The 15,003-nt window shown below is 70.5% G+C and carries 14 protein-coding genes; 7 read left to right on the top strand and 7 right to left on the bottom strand.

Translation table 11 applies throughout. The features are described 5' to 3' along the window. Positions 1 to 66: 66 nt before the first annotated feature. Positions 67 to 477 carry a roadblock/LC7 domain-containing protein gene (locus tag AB0C75_RS32510; protein ID WP_362895654.1) on the bottom strand — a complete coding sequence of 137 codons (411 nt, stop codon included), beginning with the start codon at positions 475 to 477 and terminating at the stop codon, positions 67 to 69. A gap of 179 nt (positions 478 to 656) precedes the next feature. After that, positions 657 to 1,292 (bottom strand): ATP/GTP-binding protein, encoded by a 636-nt coding sequence (locus AB0C75_RS32505; protein WP_362895570.1) that lies wholly within the window; start codon positions 1,290 to 1,292, stop codon positions 657 to 659. Between the two features lie 179 nt (positions 1,293 to 1,471). On the opposite strand from AB0C75_RS32505, the gene AB0C75_RS32500 reads away from it, so the two are divergent. Continuing rightward, positions 1,472 to 2,071, top strand: coding sequence for a methyltransferase domain-containing protein (locus tag AB0C75_RS32500; protein WP_362895568.1), 600 nt, complete (start codon positions 1,472 to 1,474; stop codon positions 2,069 to 2,071). A 48-nt stretch (positions 2,072 to 2,119) separates the two neighbouring features. On the opposite strand, the gene AB0C75_RS32495 is transcribed toward AB0C75_RS32500, so the two are convergent. Continuing rightward, complete coding sequence (locus tag AB0C75_RS32495) at positions 2,120 to 3,025, bottom strand: oxygenase MpaB family protein (protein WP_362895566.1); 906 nt, start codon at positions 3,023 to 3,025, stop codon at positions 2,120 to 2,122. A 206-nt stretch (positions 3,026 to 3,231) separates the two neighbouring features. Between AB0C75_RS32495 and AB0C75_RS32490 the strand changes: the two genes are divergently transcribed. Next, positions 3,232 to 4,128 carry a hypothetical protein gene (locus AB0C75_RS32490; RefSeq protein WP_362895564.1) on the top strand — a complete coding sequence of 299 codons (897 nt, stop codon included), beginning with the start codon at positions 3,232 to 3,234 and terminating at the stop codon, positions 4,126 to 4,128. A 100-nt stretch (positions 4,129 to 4,228) separates the two neighbouring features. Here the strand turns inward: AB0C75_RS32490 and AB0C75_RS32485 are convergent, their stop codons facing one another. Together AB0C75_RS32485 and AB0C75_RS32480 are read right to left on the bottom strand one after the other, a co-directional pair. Then, positions 4,229 to 4,411 carry a hypothetical protein gene (locus tag AB0C75_RS32485; protein WP_362895563.1) on the bottom strand — a complete coding sequence of 61 codons (183 nt, stop codon included), beginning with the start codon at positions 4,409 to 4,411 and terminating at the stop codon, positions 4,229 to 4,231. 97 nt (positions 4,412 to 4,508) lie between these two features. Beyond that, positions 4,509 to 5,573, bottom strand: coding sequence for an acyl-CoA desaturase (locus AB0C75_RS32480; protein ID WP_362895561.1), 1,065 nt, complete (start codon positions 5,571 to 5,573; stop codon positions 4,509 to 4,511). A gap of 259 nt (positions 5,574 to 5,832) precedes the next feature. Here AB0C75_RS32480 and AB0C75_RS32475 point away from each other — a divergent pair, with 259 nt between their 5' ends. The 3 genes from AB0C75_RS32475 (at position 5,833) to AB0C75_RS32465 (ending at position 10,701) form a co-directional block, all read left to right on the top strand. Then, entirely contained in the window at positions 5,833 to 8,706 is a 2,874-nt protein-coding gene (locus AB0C75_RS32475; protein WP_362895559.1) for a DEAD/DEAH box helicase, read from the top strand. Continuing rightward, entirely contained in the window at positions 8,703 to 9,995 is a 1,293-nt protein-coding gene (locus tag AB0C75_RS32470) for an SWF or SNF family helicase (RefSeq protein ID WP_362895557.1), read from the top strand. The genes AB0C75_RS32475 and AB0C75_RS32470 overlap by 4 nt, the downstream gene beginning before the upstream one ends. A 121-nt stretch (positions 9,996 to 10,116) precedes the next feature. Then, positions 10,117 to 10,701 carry an N-acetylmuramoyl-L-alanine amidase gene (locus AB0C75_RS32465; RefSeq protein ID WP_362895555.1) on the top strand — a complete coding sequence of 195 codons (585 nt, stop codon included), beginning with the start codon at positions 10,117 to 10,119 and terminating at the stop codon, positions 10,699 to 10,701. Positions 10,702 to 10,742: 41 nt separating this feature from the next. Here the strand turns inward: AB0C75_RS32465 and AB0C75_RS32460 are convergent, their stop codons facing one another. After that, the gene (locus tag AB0C75_RS32460) at positions 10,743 to 12,434 is read right to left on the bottom strand and encodes an MFS transporter (RefSeq protein ID WP_362895553.1); all 1,692 of its coding nucleotides are present in this window, start codon (positions 12,432 to 12,434) and stop codon (positions 10,743 to 10,745) included. Positions 12,435 to 12,613: 179 nt separating this feature from the next. Further along, a complete protein-coding gene (locus tag AB0C75_RS32455; protein WP_362895551.1) occupies positions 12,614 to 13,282 on the bottom strand; it encodes a lytic polysaccharide monooxygenase auxiliary activity family 9 protein in 669 nt (222 codons plus the stop codon). 206 nt (positions 13,283 to 13,488) lie between these two features. Between AB0C75_RS32455 and AB0C75_RS32450 the strand changes: the two genes are divergently transcribed. Then, positions 13,489 to 13,932, top strand: coding sequence for a hypothetical protein (locus AB0C75_RS32450; RefSeq protein ID WP_362895549.1), 444 nt, complete (start codon positions 13,489 to 13,491; stop codon positions 13,930 to 13,932). Positions 13,933 to 13,934: 2 nt separating this feature from the next. After that, complete coding sequence (locus tag AB0C75_RS32445) at positions 13,935 to 14,954, top strand: PHP domain-containing protein (protein ID WP_362895547.1); 1,020 nt, start codon at positions 13,935 to 13,937, stop codon at positions 14,952 to 14,954. Positions 14,955 to 15,003: the final 49 nt, after the last annotated feature.

Genomic DNA, 15,003 nt, shown 5'->3' with positions numbered 1-15,003 from the left:
GTAGCTCGGGGTGGAAATGCCCGCACGGCCTGTGGATAACTCCTGGGGCCTCAAAGAAATGGCAGGTCAGAGGTGGTCCAGGCTGTCTTTGCCCTGCCGCGCCGTCACACCGAGGTGTTCGCCCACCCGATTGACCAGCAGCGTCATCTCGTAGGCGACCTGGCCGACATCGGCTTCGGCGGCGGTCAGTACGCACAGACAGCTGCCGTCCCCCGCCGCCGTGACGAAGAGCAGCGCCTCGTCGAACTCCACCATGGTCTGGCGGGCCTTTCCCGCTCCGAAATGACGCCCCGATCCGCGGGCCAGGCTCTGCAGCCCGGACGAGACCGCAGCCAGGTGCTCCGCATCCTCCCGTGCGAGGCTCGTGCTGGCCCCGGTCACCAGCCCGTCGTTCGACAGCACCAGCGCGTGCCGGACGTTCTCCACCCGGCTGGTGAGATCGTCAAGCAGCCAGTCAAGTCCCCGGTCCAGCGCCATGTGCTCGTCCTCCCCGTTCATCCGTTCCCCCGCGTTTCCGCGCAAGCCTTGCCTACGGCCCCGCTGCGGGCAAGCGCCTCCCCGCAACGGGGGCGCTGCTTCGCGCCACCGTCGACCCGCTGCCGGGAACGGGCGTCCGGCGCGCCGGGAGACGGATCGACCGTGCCGGGATCCTCGTCTCACGCGGGGCCGGCCGACCGGCCGACCGAGTCGAGAATCCTCGCGGTGTGCATGCGTCCGGCGTACTCGACCACGCGGATCAGGACTTCCCTTCCTGAGGAACGGTCACGCGCGTCGCACAGGACGACGGGAGTCCCCTGGTCGAGATCCAGTGCGCGCGCGACATCGTCCTCGGTACAGGCCCGCGCCCCGGTGAAACAGTTGACGGCGACGACGAACGGGATGTGGCGGTGCTCGAAGTAGTCGACGGCCGGGAAACAGTCCTCGAGCCGCCGCGTGTCGGCCAGGACGATCGCCCCGAGGGCGCCCTGAGACAGCTCGTCCCACAGGAACCAGAACCGGTCCTGTCCCGGTGTGCCGAACAGATAGAGCGTCAGGCCCGATCGGATGGTGATCCTGCCGAAGTCCATGGCGACCGTAGTTGTTGTCTTCTGATCGACCCCCTCGGTGTCGTCGACGGACTCTCCTGCCTTGCTGGGGACCTCCTCCGTGCGCAACGGCCGGATTTCGCTCACCGCGCCGACGAGAGTCGTCTTGCCGACTCCGAATCCGCCGGCGACCAATATCTTCAGGGCGAGGTCCGTGGAGTCATCGGCCCCTTCCTCACACGTGCTGTCCATATACCCGGAGGACATCGATCACTTCTCCCGCGAGTGCCGTCAGTAGGCGCGACAGCATGGCAATAGAGGGCAGCCACAGAAGCGAGTGAACGGATTTTGACTTATGTGTCCGAACAGGTTCGCCCGACGCCCGGATGAGGTCGCAATCCGTCCTCAGTGGGCGGTACGCACGAGCAATCAGCCACCATGTCGGTATGACCGATGACTGCACACAGGTCCAGGACTTCTTCTCCGCGCGGGCGGCGGAATGGGACAGGCGTTTCCCCGACGACGGCCCGGCCTACGCTGCCGCCGTCCGCGAGCTCGGTCCGCGCCCCGGCGACGCCGTGCTGGACGCGGGCTGCGGGACCGGGCGTGCGCTGCCGGCCCTGCGTACTGCGGTCGGTCCCGGCGGGACGGTGCTCGGGGCCGACCTGACGCCCGCGATGCTGGATGCGGCGCTGCGAGCGGGAAGGGAGACGAGCGGCGCACTGCTGCTGGCCGATGCCGCACGGCTCCCGCTGCGCGCCGGGGCACTGGACGCCGTATTCGCCGCCGGGCTGATCTCACATCTGGCGCACCCCCTGCAGGGGCTCTCGGAATTGGCCCGGGTGGTGCGTCCGGGCGGCCGGCTCGCTCTGTTCCATCCCCTCGGGCGCGCCGTGCTGGCCGCACGGCACGGGCGGGCCCTCTCGGACGACGACCTCAGGTCCGAGCCCCGTCTCACGCCTCTGCTGACGGGGGCGGGCTGGCGGCTGGACACCTACGCCGACGAGGACAGCCGCTTCCTGGCGCTGGCCGTACGGACCGGCTGAGCGGCCGCCGCCGGGCACACCACCGCCTCCGGAACCGCCGCCTCCGGCTCACTCGGCAGCTGCGTCCGACGGCCGTCCGTGCGGCACTGGGCAGCCGCGCAGGCCCGGCGTGGGGAACGTGCCGAGCCTGGCCACCTCGTAGCCGTCCGGGTAGCCCTTGATCTCGGGATTCCGGCGGGCGTAGTGAGGGGTGGAGCGCGGCGGCAGGAGGCGTACGGCACCAGCCCTCAGGCGCAGGGCCCCCCGGGTCAGCCCCCGGGCGACGGGTCCCGGCCGCTCGTACCTGAACGCCCGCAGCAGCGAGTCGTCGAGGAGGGCCAGACCGGCTCTGCGGACCACGGGCGCGAGCGGACGCGGATACCAGGAGCCCATCAGGTCCAGGGTGGCGTCCGAGACCGCACGTGCGCCCTCGTCCCAGCCGAAGTGCTCCTCCTCGTAGGAGTCCAGGGCGCGCTCGAAGTCCTCGTAGGTCTGTGGCACGTCCTGGATGCCCATGCGTGCTCCGAGCGTGCGGTAGTACGCGGCGGAGGCACGCAACTCGTGGCCCGACAGTCTGCGCCAGCCGTACACGTCGAGCCAGCGTTTGGGGGTGACGACGAACGTGCACAGCACATAGCGCATGTCGTCGTTGCTGATGTCGTAGCTGCGGTGCATCCGGTTGATCCTGCGGACGGCCGTACGGCCCTCCTCGCTGTCGAAGCCGTGCTCGACGACGGCGTCGAGGAGAAGTGCGGTGTCGTCGTACCTCTTCTGTGAACGTTCCGTCAGTTCGGCTGTCTCCGCCAGCAGTCGGCCGATGCTGGGCACGGCGTAGGTGCGGTACAGGGCGAGTTCGAGAGCACGGGTGATGTCCCAGGGGAATTCGTACGACACGGTGAGCCGGTAGATCTCCAGGAAGTCCCGCTCCGGGTCCAGACGCTGGATCTCCTTCAGGCGATCGAACCGCTGCACCATGCTGTCCCCTCGTCGGCCGGAAGGACAACCGTACGTGTCCCGGGCCGGCCGGCACCACGGCACGAGGGGTGTTTCGGCGTGCGCCCGCGCACCTCGTCGGGCTCGGGATCCGTGTCCGTTGCCGCTCGTCAGGGCCTCGACGGCAGGGTTACCCAGTAGTTAAGGTGCGCCGACGGATCAAGCGATCAGGAATAAGGGTGGGTGCTGTGGCAGCGACGGACGACACGGTCGCCGACGACGACGCGCTGTTTGTGCTGACCGCGGTACTGCTGACCCCCGCGCAGTTTCCCAGTGTGCTCGGCGACGACTACGTGGCCGCGTGCGCCGAGCTCGGCCTCGAACCGTTCGCGGAGGGGTACGGCCTCGTACTCGGCCAGGACAGCGGCGGCGCCCGGTGGACGGTGGTGGTCGAGGACGTCTCGCTGGTGGCTGTCGCCATCGCCGCCTGGGACTGCGGGATGGAGTACGACCTCTCCCCCGACGACCGCTCGGTGGTCTGCGCACTCCCGGGATGGCCGCTCGCGCTGGCGGTCGCCGCGCCCGGCGTCCCTGACCCGCACGATCCCCCGCCCGGCCCCGACGACGAGGGCCCGGAGCCACTGACGCCGCCGGACACCGAGGTCTGGGGCGCTCCGCAGCGGCGCCTGGGAGCCGACGAGATCGCCCTGCAGTGGGCCGCGTGGCGCGACCAGATCGACGACGAGACAGCGTTCGGCCGGTCCGGGGAACCCCGTCCGGCGGACGAGGCTCCCACCGACAGCTCCCCTGCCGATACAGTGCCGGCCGACGCGAGGGAGGAGGAGAGGGGCTCTGCGGATTCCGTCGGATCCGGGCAGCACCCCGGCGTACGCAAGGCGCTCGAAGCGGCCAGGGCCTACGTGGGCTCTCCGCCCCCGCCGGGCCGGATCCGCTCGGCGTTCGCCCCCGGCGGGGCGCGTACGCTGCGGGCCGACGGCCCCGGCTGGTCCCTGGTGGCCAGGACCGACGACATCGCGTTCATCCTGCTGGACGAGGAGCCGGGCGAGATCATGCCGGTGGGCCGCGGCCCGGAACTGCCCGGCCTGCTGAAATCGCTCGACGAGCTGGCCGTCCGGCCCGCCTGACCCGCAGGCCGGGCACGCCCGTCCCCCGGAGCCGCCGGCCGGACCCGTGCGTACTACACGCGCTCCGGTGGACGGGGCTGCTCCGCGGCGATCGCGCTGTTCAGCGCCCGATCTCCTTACGGCTGATCCTGCGGAGCCTGCGCCGCTGTGTCGGGTCGAGCATCAGGTACCCCACGGCGGGTACGCCGATGAGGACCAGCAGCGACAGCCAGAATCCGATGAAGGGAATCAGGACGACTGCCGCGACGACTCCCCCGATGGCGATCTTTGCACCGTTCGACATGATCCCTGCCTCCTCCGCGGCCGAGGCCGCTCCTGATGAGAGAACGCCTGTGCGCCTCCGTCGGTTCCGGCTTCGCGGTACGAGCCCCTGCGACGGCCTACCGGAGCGGCTCGCCCACCTCGTGCATGTGCTCCAGCGCCTGCCGGTATGACTCGATGATCCCGGTCTCCGCGTACGGCATCCCTATGGATGCACAGTGCGCCTTCACCAGCGGCTGCGCCAGCCGCAGGTGGGGACGGGGCATGCTGGGGAAGAGGTGGTGCTCGATCTGGTAGTTCAGACCGCCGAGGAACCAGTCGGTGAGGACCGCGCCCCGGACGTTGCGCGAGGTGAGGACCTGGCGCTGCAGATGGCCCCAGCGGTCACCGTCCGGGTCGGGCATCTCCATGCCCTTGTGGTTCGGGGCGAAGGCCATGCCCAGGTGGAGGCCGAAGAGCGCGTGGTGGACGAGGGCGAAGACGACGGCCTTGCCCGGGGACATCACGGTCAGCAGCAGCGTCGCGTACAGCGCGAGGTGAGCGGTCAGCAGAAGGCCGGACAGCGCACGCTCACGGACGGGCTGCCGCCGCAGGAACTGAAAGCCGTAGATCTTGAGAGCGATGCCTTCGAGCAGGAGCATCGGGAAGAAGAGCCGCGCCTGGTTGCGGGTGAGCCAGCGGGCGAACCCTTCGCGCTGGGCGGCCTGCTTCTGGGTCCACACCAGGGCGCCCACCCCGACGTCGGGGTCCTTGTCCACGTGGTTCGGATTGGCGTGATGGCGCACGTGCTTGTCGTTCCACCAGGCCTCGTTCATGCCCAGGAGCAGATTCGCGTGCACGAGGCCCACGGCCCGGCCGGCCTTGCGGTCGCCGGTTATCTGGGCGTGTCCCGCGTCGTGTCCGAAGAAGGCCGTGCGTGTCCACAGGACCGCCATCGGCAGGGCGAGGAACAGGTTCCACCAGGAGTCACCGAGGAGCACCATGCCGGTGATCACGACTCCGAGAGCGACCAGGTTGGCGGCGATCCCCGCCGTGTACCAGCCCGTGCGCCGCTCCAGGAGCCCTTGCCCCTTGACCGTCCTCAGGAGTGGTGTGAAATCGCTTCCGGCGGCCGACGGGGTCGCCGACCCCTCCGATATGTCGCCGATGTGTTGCACAACGGTGGCTTCTACCGCCTGGGGCATGACGTCTCCGGTTCCTGGGCAACTGCGCTGACCTCGACAAACGTACGGAGAGCGGGCCTGAGGGAGCCATGGCGCCATCACCCCGGCCTTGCGGGGGCAATCCCCCGTGTCCGGTGGTGGGGCAGGCTGTACCCCAGGCTTCAGAAGGCAGAAATGAGTGAGGTGGCTCACAGGGCACTTCTCCCGGGACGTGCCGTGGGTGGAGTACCCTCGGCGAACCCCGGGCTCACTAGTCAAATTTGAGGAATCTGACATCGCTGTGCACAGGCTCCCTGCGGCAACGCTCAACGAGATCTCTGAACTGTCCCGCTGCTCCGCAGTCTTCCTCCCCGCGGATCCGGCCCGTACCGGCCTGATCGCGTTCTGGAATGCGGACGGTAGCACCCCTCCCGGCAATACGAGCAGTCCGGCCGATCTGACGGTCGTCGGAAGTGACGTCCGCCCGTACTCCGTCCCGGCGTTGCTGCTGCCCGTACGGGACGCGCTGCCGGTCCTGACCAGGGCGCGGGCGGACTCGCACGCCTCGCCGTCCGCGGCGTTCTGGGGCGCTGCCGGGGTGCTCGCGCTCCAACTCGTCGCGCGTGGGCTGCTGCTGCCCGGGCTGAGCCCCATGGACCGCGATGCCTGGCGGGCCGGCCCGTTGAGCGCGGACGACATCGAGCGGATCCGCGTGCTGGCGGCTTCCATGCCGCCCGAGGCGCACGCGGTGCCGCTCGACGTGCCGAGCGGTCCGGTGATGCTGGCGGAGCCGGAAGCGCTGCTGCGGTCGTTCCTCGACTCGGTGGTCGACGGCCTCCCGCGGACTCCGGCGGCCGAATTCGTCACGGGCACACCGGCGTTCACCGCACCGGCCGCGCAGCATCTGCCGGGGCTGCGGCCGTGGGCGGCGGATGTGGCGGCGGGACACGACGCGGGGGTACGGCTCTCCCTTCGCGTCGAGGTCCTGGGCCTCGGCGACGCGGCGGGAGTGGAGCACGCCGGTGAGGTTCCCTCGTTCCGTGTGGTGCTGCAGATCCACAGCGTCCAGGATCCGGCCCTGGTCGCCGACGCGGCCGCTGTGTGGGCCGACCGCTCCCCCGCCGGATCACAGTTCGGTCCGCGTGCCCGTATGGACGCCCTGCTCGCCCTCCGGCGCGCCGCCCGCGCCTGGCCGCCGCTGACGCCCCTGCTGTCGGCGGCGGTTCCGGACGCGGTGGAGCCCGCCGACGAGGAGATCGCGGAACTGCTCGGCGCGGCGGCCAGGGCACTCGCCGCGACGGGTGTGCAGGTGCACTGGCCGAAGGAGCTGGGGAGGAAGCTCACCGCGCGTGCGGTGATCGGCCCGCGGGACGACGGCGCCGGGACGGCCGGGCGGACCGGCGGGGACATGCCGTCCTTCCTGTCGGCCGAGGCGGCTCTGGCGTTCGACTGGCGGTTCGCGCTGGGCGACAGGGAGCTGAGCCGGGCTGAGCTCGACCGGCTGGCGGAGGCGGGAAGACCGCTGGTCAGACTGCACGACCAGTGGGTGCTCGTCGATCCGGACGACGCCCGCCGGGCGCGCGGGACCCGGGACCGCGAGGTCACCCCTGTCGACGCGCTGGGAGCCGTGCTGACCGGGAGCACCGACGTCGACGGGCACCGGGTCGAGGTGGCGGCGACGGGCTGGCTCGAGCGGCTGCGTAGGAGGATCGCGGATCCCGAGCAGAGCGACCACGGGGAGGTCGGGCAGCCGGACGCCCTCGACGCGAGCCTGCGCGACTATCAACTACGTGGCCTGAACTGGCTGCACACCATGACCTCGCTCGGCCTGGGCTGCTGTCTCGCCGACGACATGGGGCTCGGCAAGACGATCACGCTGATCGCTCTGCATCTGCACCGCCAGGGCACCGAATCCGCCGCTGGGCCCACGCTCGTGGTGTGCCCGACCTCGCTGATGGGGAACTGGCAGCGGGAGATCGAGAAGTTCGCCCCGGGCACACCGGTGCGGCGCTTCCACGGCGCGTCGCGCTCCCTAGAGGGCCTGGCGGACGGTGGGTTCGTCCTCACCACCTACGGCACCATGCGTCTCGACGCGGCGCGGCTGGCGCAGGCGCCGTGGGGCATGGTCGTCGCCGACGAGGCGCAGCACGTCAAGAACCCGCACTCGGCGACGGCCCGGCAGTTGCGCACCATCGGTGGGCGCGCGCGTGTCGCACTCACCGGTACCCCGGTGGAGAACAACCTCTCCGAGCTGTGGGCGATCCTGGACTGGACGACCCCCGGACTCCTGGGGCGGCTCGGCACGTTCCGCACGCGCTACGCGAGCGCGGTGGAGGGAGGCAACGATCCCGCCGCGGCCGAACGGCTCGCCTCGCTGGTGCGCCCGTTCCTCCTGCGGCGTCACAAGTCCGACCCGGGCATCGCACCGGAGCTTCCGCCGAAGACGGAGACCGACCGCGCGGTGTCGCTGACGGCGGAGCAGACCGGGCTGTACGAGGCCGTGGTGCGCGAGACGCTGGACGCGATCTCCGGCGCGGACGGGTTCGCCCGGAGGGGCCTGGTCATGAAGCTGCTGACGGCGCTCAAGCAGATCTGCAACCACCCGGCGCAGTACCTCAAGGAGGATCAGCCGCGCATCGTCGACCGTTCGGGGAAGGTGGAGCTGCTGGACGAGCTGCTCGACACGATCCTCGCCGAAGGCGCGAGCGTGCTCGTGTTCACCCAGTACGTACAGATGGCCCGACTCCTGGAGCAGCATCTGTCGGCGCGCGGGGTGCTCACCCAGTTCCTGCACGGCGGCACGCCGGTCGCCGCGCGGGAGACCATGGTGAACCGGTTCCAGGCAGGCGAGGCACCGGTGTTCCTGCTGTCGCTCAAGGCCGCGGGTACGGGGCTCAACCTCACCAGGGCAGGTCATGTGGTGCACTTCGACCGCTGGTGGAATCCGGCCGTGGAGGCACAGGCCACCGACCGTGCGTACCGGATCGGGCAGACCCAGCCGGTGCAGGTGCACCGGCTGATCGCCGAGGGCACCATCGAGGACAGGATCGCCGCCATGCTGGCCCGGAAGCAGGGGCTCGCGGACGCGGTACTCGGCAGTGGGGAGGCCGCGTTGACGGAACTGAGCGATGCGGAACTGGCCGAGCTGGTCGAGCTTCGAGGGGGCGCACGATGAGCGAGGGATACGAGCCGGAGCGCACGTTCTCCGCGCTTCCGCCCGCACAGGGCCGTGGATTCGCCTCGTCCTGGTGGGGGCAGGCCTGGCTGAAGGCTCTCGAGGACACGGCGCTCGACGGTGGACAGCTCAAGAGGGGGCGGAAACTGGCCCGGGAGGGGAGGGTCGGTGCGGTGTCCGTACGGCCCGGCCGGCTCACCGCGGTCGTGAAGGACCCCGACTCGACGGCGTACCGCAGTGATGTGCTCCTCCAGGAGCTGACCGAGGAGGAATGGGACCGCTTCCTGGACATGGCGTCCGAACGCTCCGGGCACATCGCCGCCCTGCTCGACCGGGAGATGCCACCGCATCTGGTGGAGGACGCGGCGGCCGCCGGCCTGGATCTGCTGCCGGGAATCGGCGATCTGGAGCCGGAGTGCAGCTGCGAGGCCTGGGACCACTGTCCGCATTCGGGCGCCCTGTGCTATCAGGTGGCGCGGCTGCTCGACCAGGACCCCTTCGTGCTGCTGCTGTTGCGGGGGCGCGACGAGCGGCGGCTGCTCGACGAGCTGCAGGTGCGAAGTACCGCCCGCGCGGTACGTGGGACGACCGACGAGGTACCGGCGGACGATCCGCCCGGCGGGCCGGCGTCACGCGGGGTGCGGGCCGACGAGGCGTACGCGGCGCAGGGCATCCTGCCGCCGCTGCCGCCTCCCCCGCCTCTGCCCACGGAGCCCGGACCGGCGCAGTCGCTGGACACGGAGACGGACCCCGCCGCGGGTGTCGACCCCTCGGCTCTGGAGTTCCTGGCCGCGGACAGTGCCGTACGGGCGTTCGCGATGCTGGCGGAGGCGCTCTCCGACGGGCACGGACAACGGCCCCCGGCAGCCGGCCTGACGCCGGAGCAGGACGCCGTGAGGCTGGCCTCCGACGGGGGTCCTGAGGCCCGTCTCACGGCGCGGCTCGGCGCTGTGGCCGGTCGCGGACCGGCGGGGCTGGATATCGCGGTGCGGGCCTGGGGGTACGGCGGCACGGCCGCGCTGTCGATCTGCGAGGAGGAGTGGCTGCCGGGCCCGGACGATCTCGCCCGCGCCCGGGGACGTCTCTCCTCGGCGTGGGAGGAGGGCGAAGGCCCGCGACTCCGTGCGTCGGGCAACCGCTGGACCGTGGTCGGTTCCGGTGCGCAGCTGCGTTACGGGCGCGACGGGCGCTGGTGGCCGTACGCCAAGGAGCGGGGCAGGTGGGTGCCGGCCGGACCGGCGGAGGACGATCCGGCCGCCGCGCTGGCCGGAGTGCTGTCCGGCTCCTGAGGGGCGGTCACACCGTACGGCCACCGGCAGTCCCGGCTCCCGCCGGCGCGGAACCGTACGGTGGGGCGGCGCGTGTTGTGCCGTGGAGAGCCGACCACGCCCCGCACCGACAGGATTGCTGATGCACCGCAGACGGATCATTCAGAGCGCCGCGGTCACGGCCGCCGCGGCGCTCCTTCCTGCGTCGGCCCGGGCCGGTGCCACGCAGGCGGCGGACACGGACCACCCGGGGGCGCAGTGGTCTCCGGCGTCGACGTCCAACTACACGGTGTCGAGTCGTCCATCGGAGTATCCGGTCGAGCGTGTCATCATCCATGTCGCCCAGCAGACGTTCACAGAGACGGTCGGAATCTTCCAGGATCCGGCCAAGGCGGTGTCCGCCCATTACGTGGTGCGTTCCGGGGACGGATTCGTGGCCCAGTGCGTGCGGGAGCGTGACATCGCCTGGCACGCGGGGAACTGGGACTACAACACCCGGAGCGTCGGCATCGAGCACGAGGGGTGGATCGATCAACCGTCGTACTTCACCCACACGATGTACGAGCGGTCGGCGAGGCTCACCGCGGACATCTGCGACCGCTACGGCCTGACCAAGGACCGGGCGCACATCATCGGCCATCACGAGGTGCCGGGCAGCGATCACACCGACCCCGGGGCGAGCTGGGACTGGGTGCGCTACATCCGTCTCGTCAACCTGCTCCGGTGATCCGCGCCCCACGACACGGGCGGGCGGGCGGGAGCAGCTCCTCACCCGGGCGGAGGGGGGCGCGGAGGGCCTTCCCCACCGTCGCGTTCTCGTGCCGGAGCGCCGGCGTCGCGCGTGTGGCCACTGCCGCCCGGCTCCTCGGCGCCGCCTTCGGCCACGGCTCCTGCCGGGTCGTCCTGCGCGGCCACCGGTGGTGCGGCGCCCCCTCCGCCCCTCAGGCGTTCCAGGTCGGACGCCCTGACCTGGATGACGAACAGTGCGATCAGCGCCGCGATGACGGAGACACCGGCGGCGACGGTGAACGCGTTGGAGACGCCGGAAGCCAGTACCTGGTCACCCCATGGCGCGGGGAGCTGCCCCGTCCTGCGGAACTGCAACTGCTGCGCGGGAGTCGCCTCGGCCATGAAGCGGGGGATCTGGTCCTTCGCCTCGTTGCGGCTGGCCGTACCGAACACCGTGACCAGAATGGACAGCCCCAGCGAGCCCCCGACCTGCTGGGTGGTGTTGAGGACTCCGGAGGCCGCCCCCGCCTCCCTCGGCTCCACGCCCGAGACCGCCATCAGTGTCAGCGACACGAACTGCATGCCCATACCGGAGCCGAAGACCAGAATCGGACCGAGGAGGCTGCCCAGGTACGTGCTGTCGATATCGGTCCGGGTGAGCCAGGCGAGCCCTGCCGCCGCCAGGATCGCGCCCGTCACCATGAACGGCTTGGGGCCCCACCTCGGAAGCAGCCGCGACGCGATTCCCGCTGTGATCGCGATGACCACACTCACCGGCAGGAAGGCCAGCCCCGCCCGCAGCGGGCTGAAGTCGAGGATGTTCTGCACGAAGAGGGTCAGGAAGAAGAACATCCCGAACATCGCCGCGGCCAGGCACAGCATCATCCCGTAGGCCCCGGCGCGGTTACGGTCACCGAACATGTGCAGGGGGGTGATGGGCTGCTTCGACCTGCGCTCGACGGTGAGGAAGACGAACAGGAACACCACGGCGCCGCCGAAGGACGCCAGCGTGAACCCGTCGCTCCAGCCGTCCTCGGAGGCACGGATGAAGCCGTAGACGAGCAGCACCATGCCGAGCGTGCAGGTGAGCGCCCCGAGAACATCGAAGTGGCCGGGGTGACGCTCGGACTCCTTGATGTGACGGGGCGTCGCCAGGGCGATCAGCAGGCCGATGGGCACGTTGACGAAGAGCACCCAGCGCCAGTCGAGCCACTCCACGAGCAGCCCGCCGGCGAGCAGCCCGATCGCGCTGCCGCCCGCGGAAACGGCGGCGAACACGCCGAACGCCCGGTTCCGGTCGGGTCCTTCGCGGAAGGTCGTGGTGATGAGGGAGAGTGCGGTCGGTGAGGCGATCGCACCGCCGATGCCTTGCAGCGAACGCGCTGCGAGCAGTTGCCAGGATTCCTGCGAGAGACCGCCCAGCAGCGAGGCCAACACGAAGAGCAGCACACCGAACATGAAGACTCTGCGGCGCCCGAGAATGTCGCCCAGCCGCCCGCCGAGCAGGAGCAGCCCACCGAAGGTCAGGGTGTAGGCGTTGATCACCCACGACAGACTCTCGGTCGAGAAACCGAGAGATCTCTGAATGTGCGGCAGAGCGATGTTGACGATGGTGACGTCGAGTACCACCATCAGCTGGCACGAGGCGATCACGAACAGGGCGATCCCATTGCCGTGGCCCCGCTCCGGGGATGCGGCAATCGACGCAGACTTCTCTCGTGATCCGGTCATGGTGTGAGTGCCATACGAGTCAGCAGTGAACAGAAGCGTTCACTCGTCGACGTTAGGACGGGCAGCACCCGACCGCCAATCGATCACACGGCGGACGTACACACACGCGGACGCACGGTCGTTCGAGGCCCCGCCGGTGTGAGCGGCCGGCGGGGCCAGGGGAAGTGGATGGCGCGGAATCAGGTGAAGTTCACGTCGCTGCAGAGGAAGTACGTCTGATCCATGTGTGAGGCCTGCCAGATCGTGTACACCACATGGCGGCCGCTGAGGCCGGAGGTGCTCACGGGGATCTCGTAGTTCTCGCTGGGGCCGTAGCTGCCGGTCTCGGCGACCAGTTGGAGGTCGTCCCAGGTCAGCGCCTCCGTGGCGGGATCGAAACCCTGCTGCGTGACGTACACCTGGAAGTAGTCGGCGCCATGGCTGGCCTGGTCGTACAGCTTCACCGTGAAGTCACCGGTGATGTCGGTGGTCTGCCACGCGCCCACGGCGTCGAGGGCGTCGTACCGTCCGCTCTCCGTCCGGCCGCCGCTGCACAGCTGACCGTCGGGTACGACGCCGGGGAAGTCGCCGCCGGATTCGTTGCGGTACAGCCCGTTCCAGTTCCACATGGCATTCGGGTCGGCCTGCCATGCCTGCCAGCACATGGGGTCTTCCTGCTCCATGGCCGGGTTCTGGAAGTCATCGCCCCAGCGTAGCCAGCAGCCGTAGTTGCGGGAGGCCGGGTCGACGACGGAACCGTGGGCGTTCGCGGTGCCCGTCCACGGGAGGAGGCAGAGAACGGCTGCGACGAACACGCCTGCGAGGCGGAGCGCCCAGTCGCGTAAATTGACGCGATCATGACAACTCATGGTGCGAACTCCATTCCGGATCAGGTGGGGATCCATCGGCGTGGGAGCGCTCCCGCGCCACTGGGGCTTTGCCCCGCCCCTCCCTCCTCAAACATGCTCGGCGCATGCCACCTGTGAGGGCGGCAGCCCTCTGCCGCACGGCCGGCGCTCACTCTTTCGGCGTTCCGGCGGGACGCATCGTCCGGGACACGTGCACAGTCGTATGCATGAGTGAGAGCCGTGGCCCCGCCGGGCCCGATGAAGAGCATGTGCGGCCTCCCGGGGTCGACGACACGACCGTCGAGGCGGTAGGGGCGCTGACGGAGGCGCTGGAAGGGGTGGAGCGTGCCCGGGGGCAGCTCTACGGCTTCCATCAGCTCACGGGCGGCGCGGACCTGACGCTGGACCGGGCGGTCGAACTGCTCCGGATGGGCGGCCACGCGGAGCAGGCCGACCTTGTGGAGCAGGAGATCATCGGCCGCAACGTCGTACCCGGCTGCTGGACGTTCCAGCTCGTCGAGGCGTACGACGCCACGTACTACCGGCCGTTCGTCGCGGTCGAGGAGCGGGTGCGCACGGAGCTCGTGGGAGGCCGGCGCCATCTCTACGAGGCGGGGATGAAAGAAGCCCGCCGTACACACGGGCACCCCCACCACACCGCGCGGCCCTGACGATGGAGCCGGCGGACGCCCTGCGACGGATCGCGTTCCTGCTGGAGCGGTCCCAGGCGGCCACCTACCGGGTGAAGGCCTTCCGCACGGCGGCGGAGGCGATCAGCACCATGGCCGGGGACGAGGTCGCCCAGCGGGTGGCACACGGTTCACTGGAGACGGTGCGCGGCATCGGCCCGAAGACGGCCAAGGTGATCCGCGAGGCGGTGGAGGGCGCGACGCCGGGATATCTCGAAACGCTGGAGGAGGAGGCCGCGACACCGCCGGCCTCGGGCGGCGAGACGCTCCTGGCCGCCCTGCGCGGTGACTGCCACATGCACTCGGACTGGTCCGACGGGGGCAGCTCCATCGCGGAGATGGGCCGTACGGCGGCCGGGCTGGGCCATGAGTGGGCGGTGCTCACGGACCACTCCCCCAGGCTGACCGTGGCCAACGGGCTCTCCACCGAACGCCTCCTGGATCAGTTGTCCGTCGTGGCCGATCTCAACGAGCAGTGGGCGCCCTTCCGGCTGCTCACCGGTATCGAGTGCGACATCCTTCCCGACGGCTCGCTGGACCAGGACCCCGACGTGCTGGAACGGCTCGATGTGGTGGTCGTCTCGGTGCACTCGAAGCTGCGTATGGACGCGGCGGCGATGACCGAGCGGATGCTCGCCGCCGTGCGCGACCCGCACGCCGACATCCTCGGGCACTGCACCGGGCGGCTCGTCGGAGGGAAGAAGCGGCCCGAGTCGGAGTTCGACGCGGAGCGGGTCTTCGCGGCGTGCGCCGAGGCCGGGACTGCGGTGGAGATCAACTGCCGCCCGGAGCGCCTCGATCCCCCGCGCGCCCTGCTCCGGCAGGCGGTCGCCTCGGGTGCGCTTCTCTCGGTCGACACCGACGCGCACGCGCCGGGCCAGCTGGACTGGCAGCTCTACGGATGCGCCAGGGCGGAGGAGTGCGGCGTGCCGGCGGACCGGATCGTCACCACCTGGCCCGTGGAGCGGCTCCTGGACTGGACGGGTGAGAGGACGCGGCGGTAGCGCCGACCGGTGCGCGCCGGTGTGGACAGGCTGGTCGCGGGCGTCCGGC

The sequence above is a fragment of the Streptomyces sp. NPDC048565 genome, from assembly GCF_040650935.1.
Taxonomy (GTDB): Bacteria; Actinomycetota; Actinomycetes; order Streptomycetales; family Streptomycetaceae; genus Streptomyces.
This window is presented reverse-complemented; position numbering and strand designations above follow the sequence as displayed.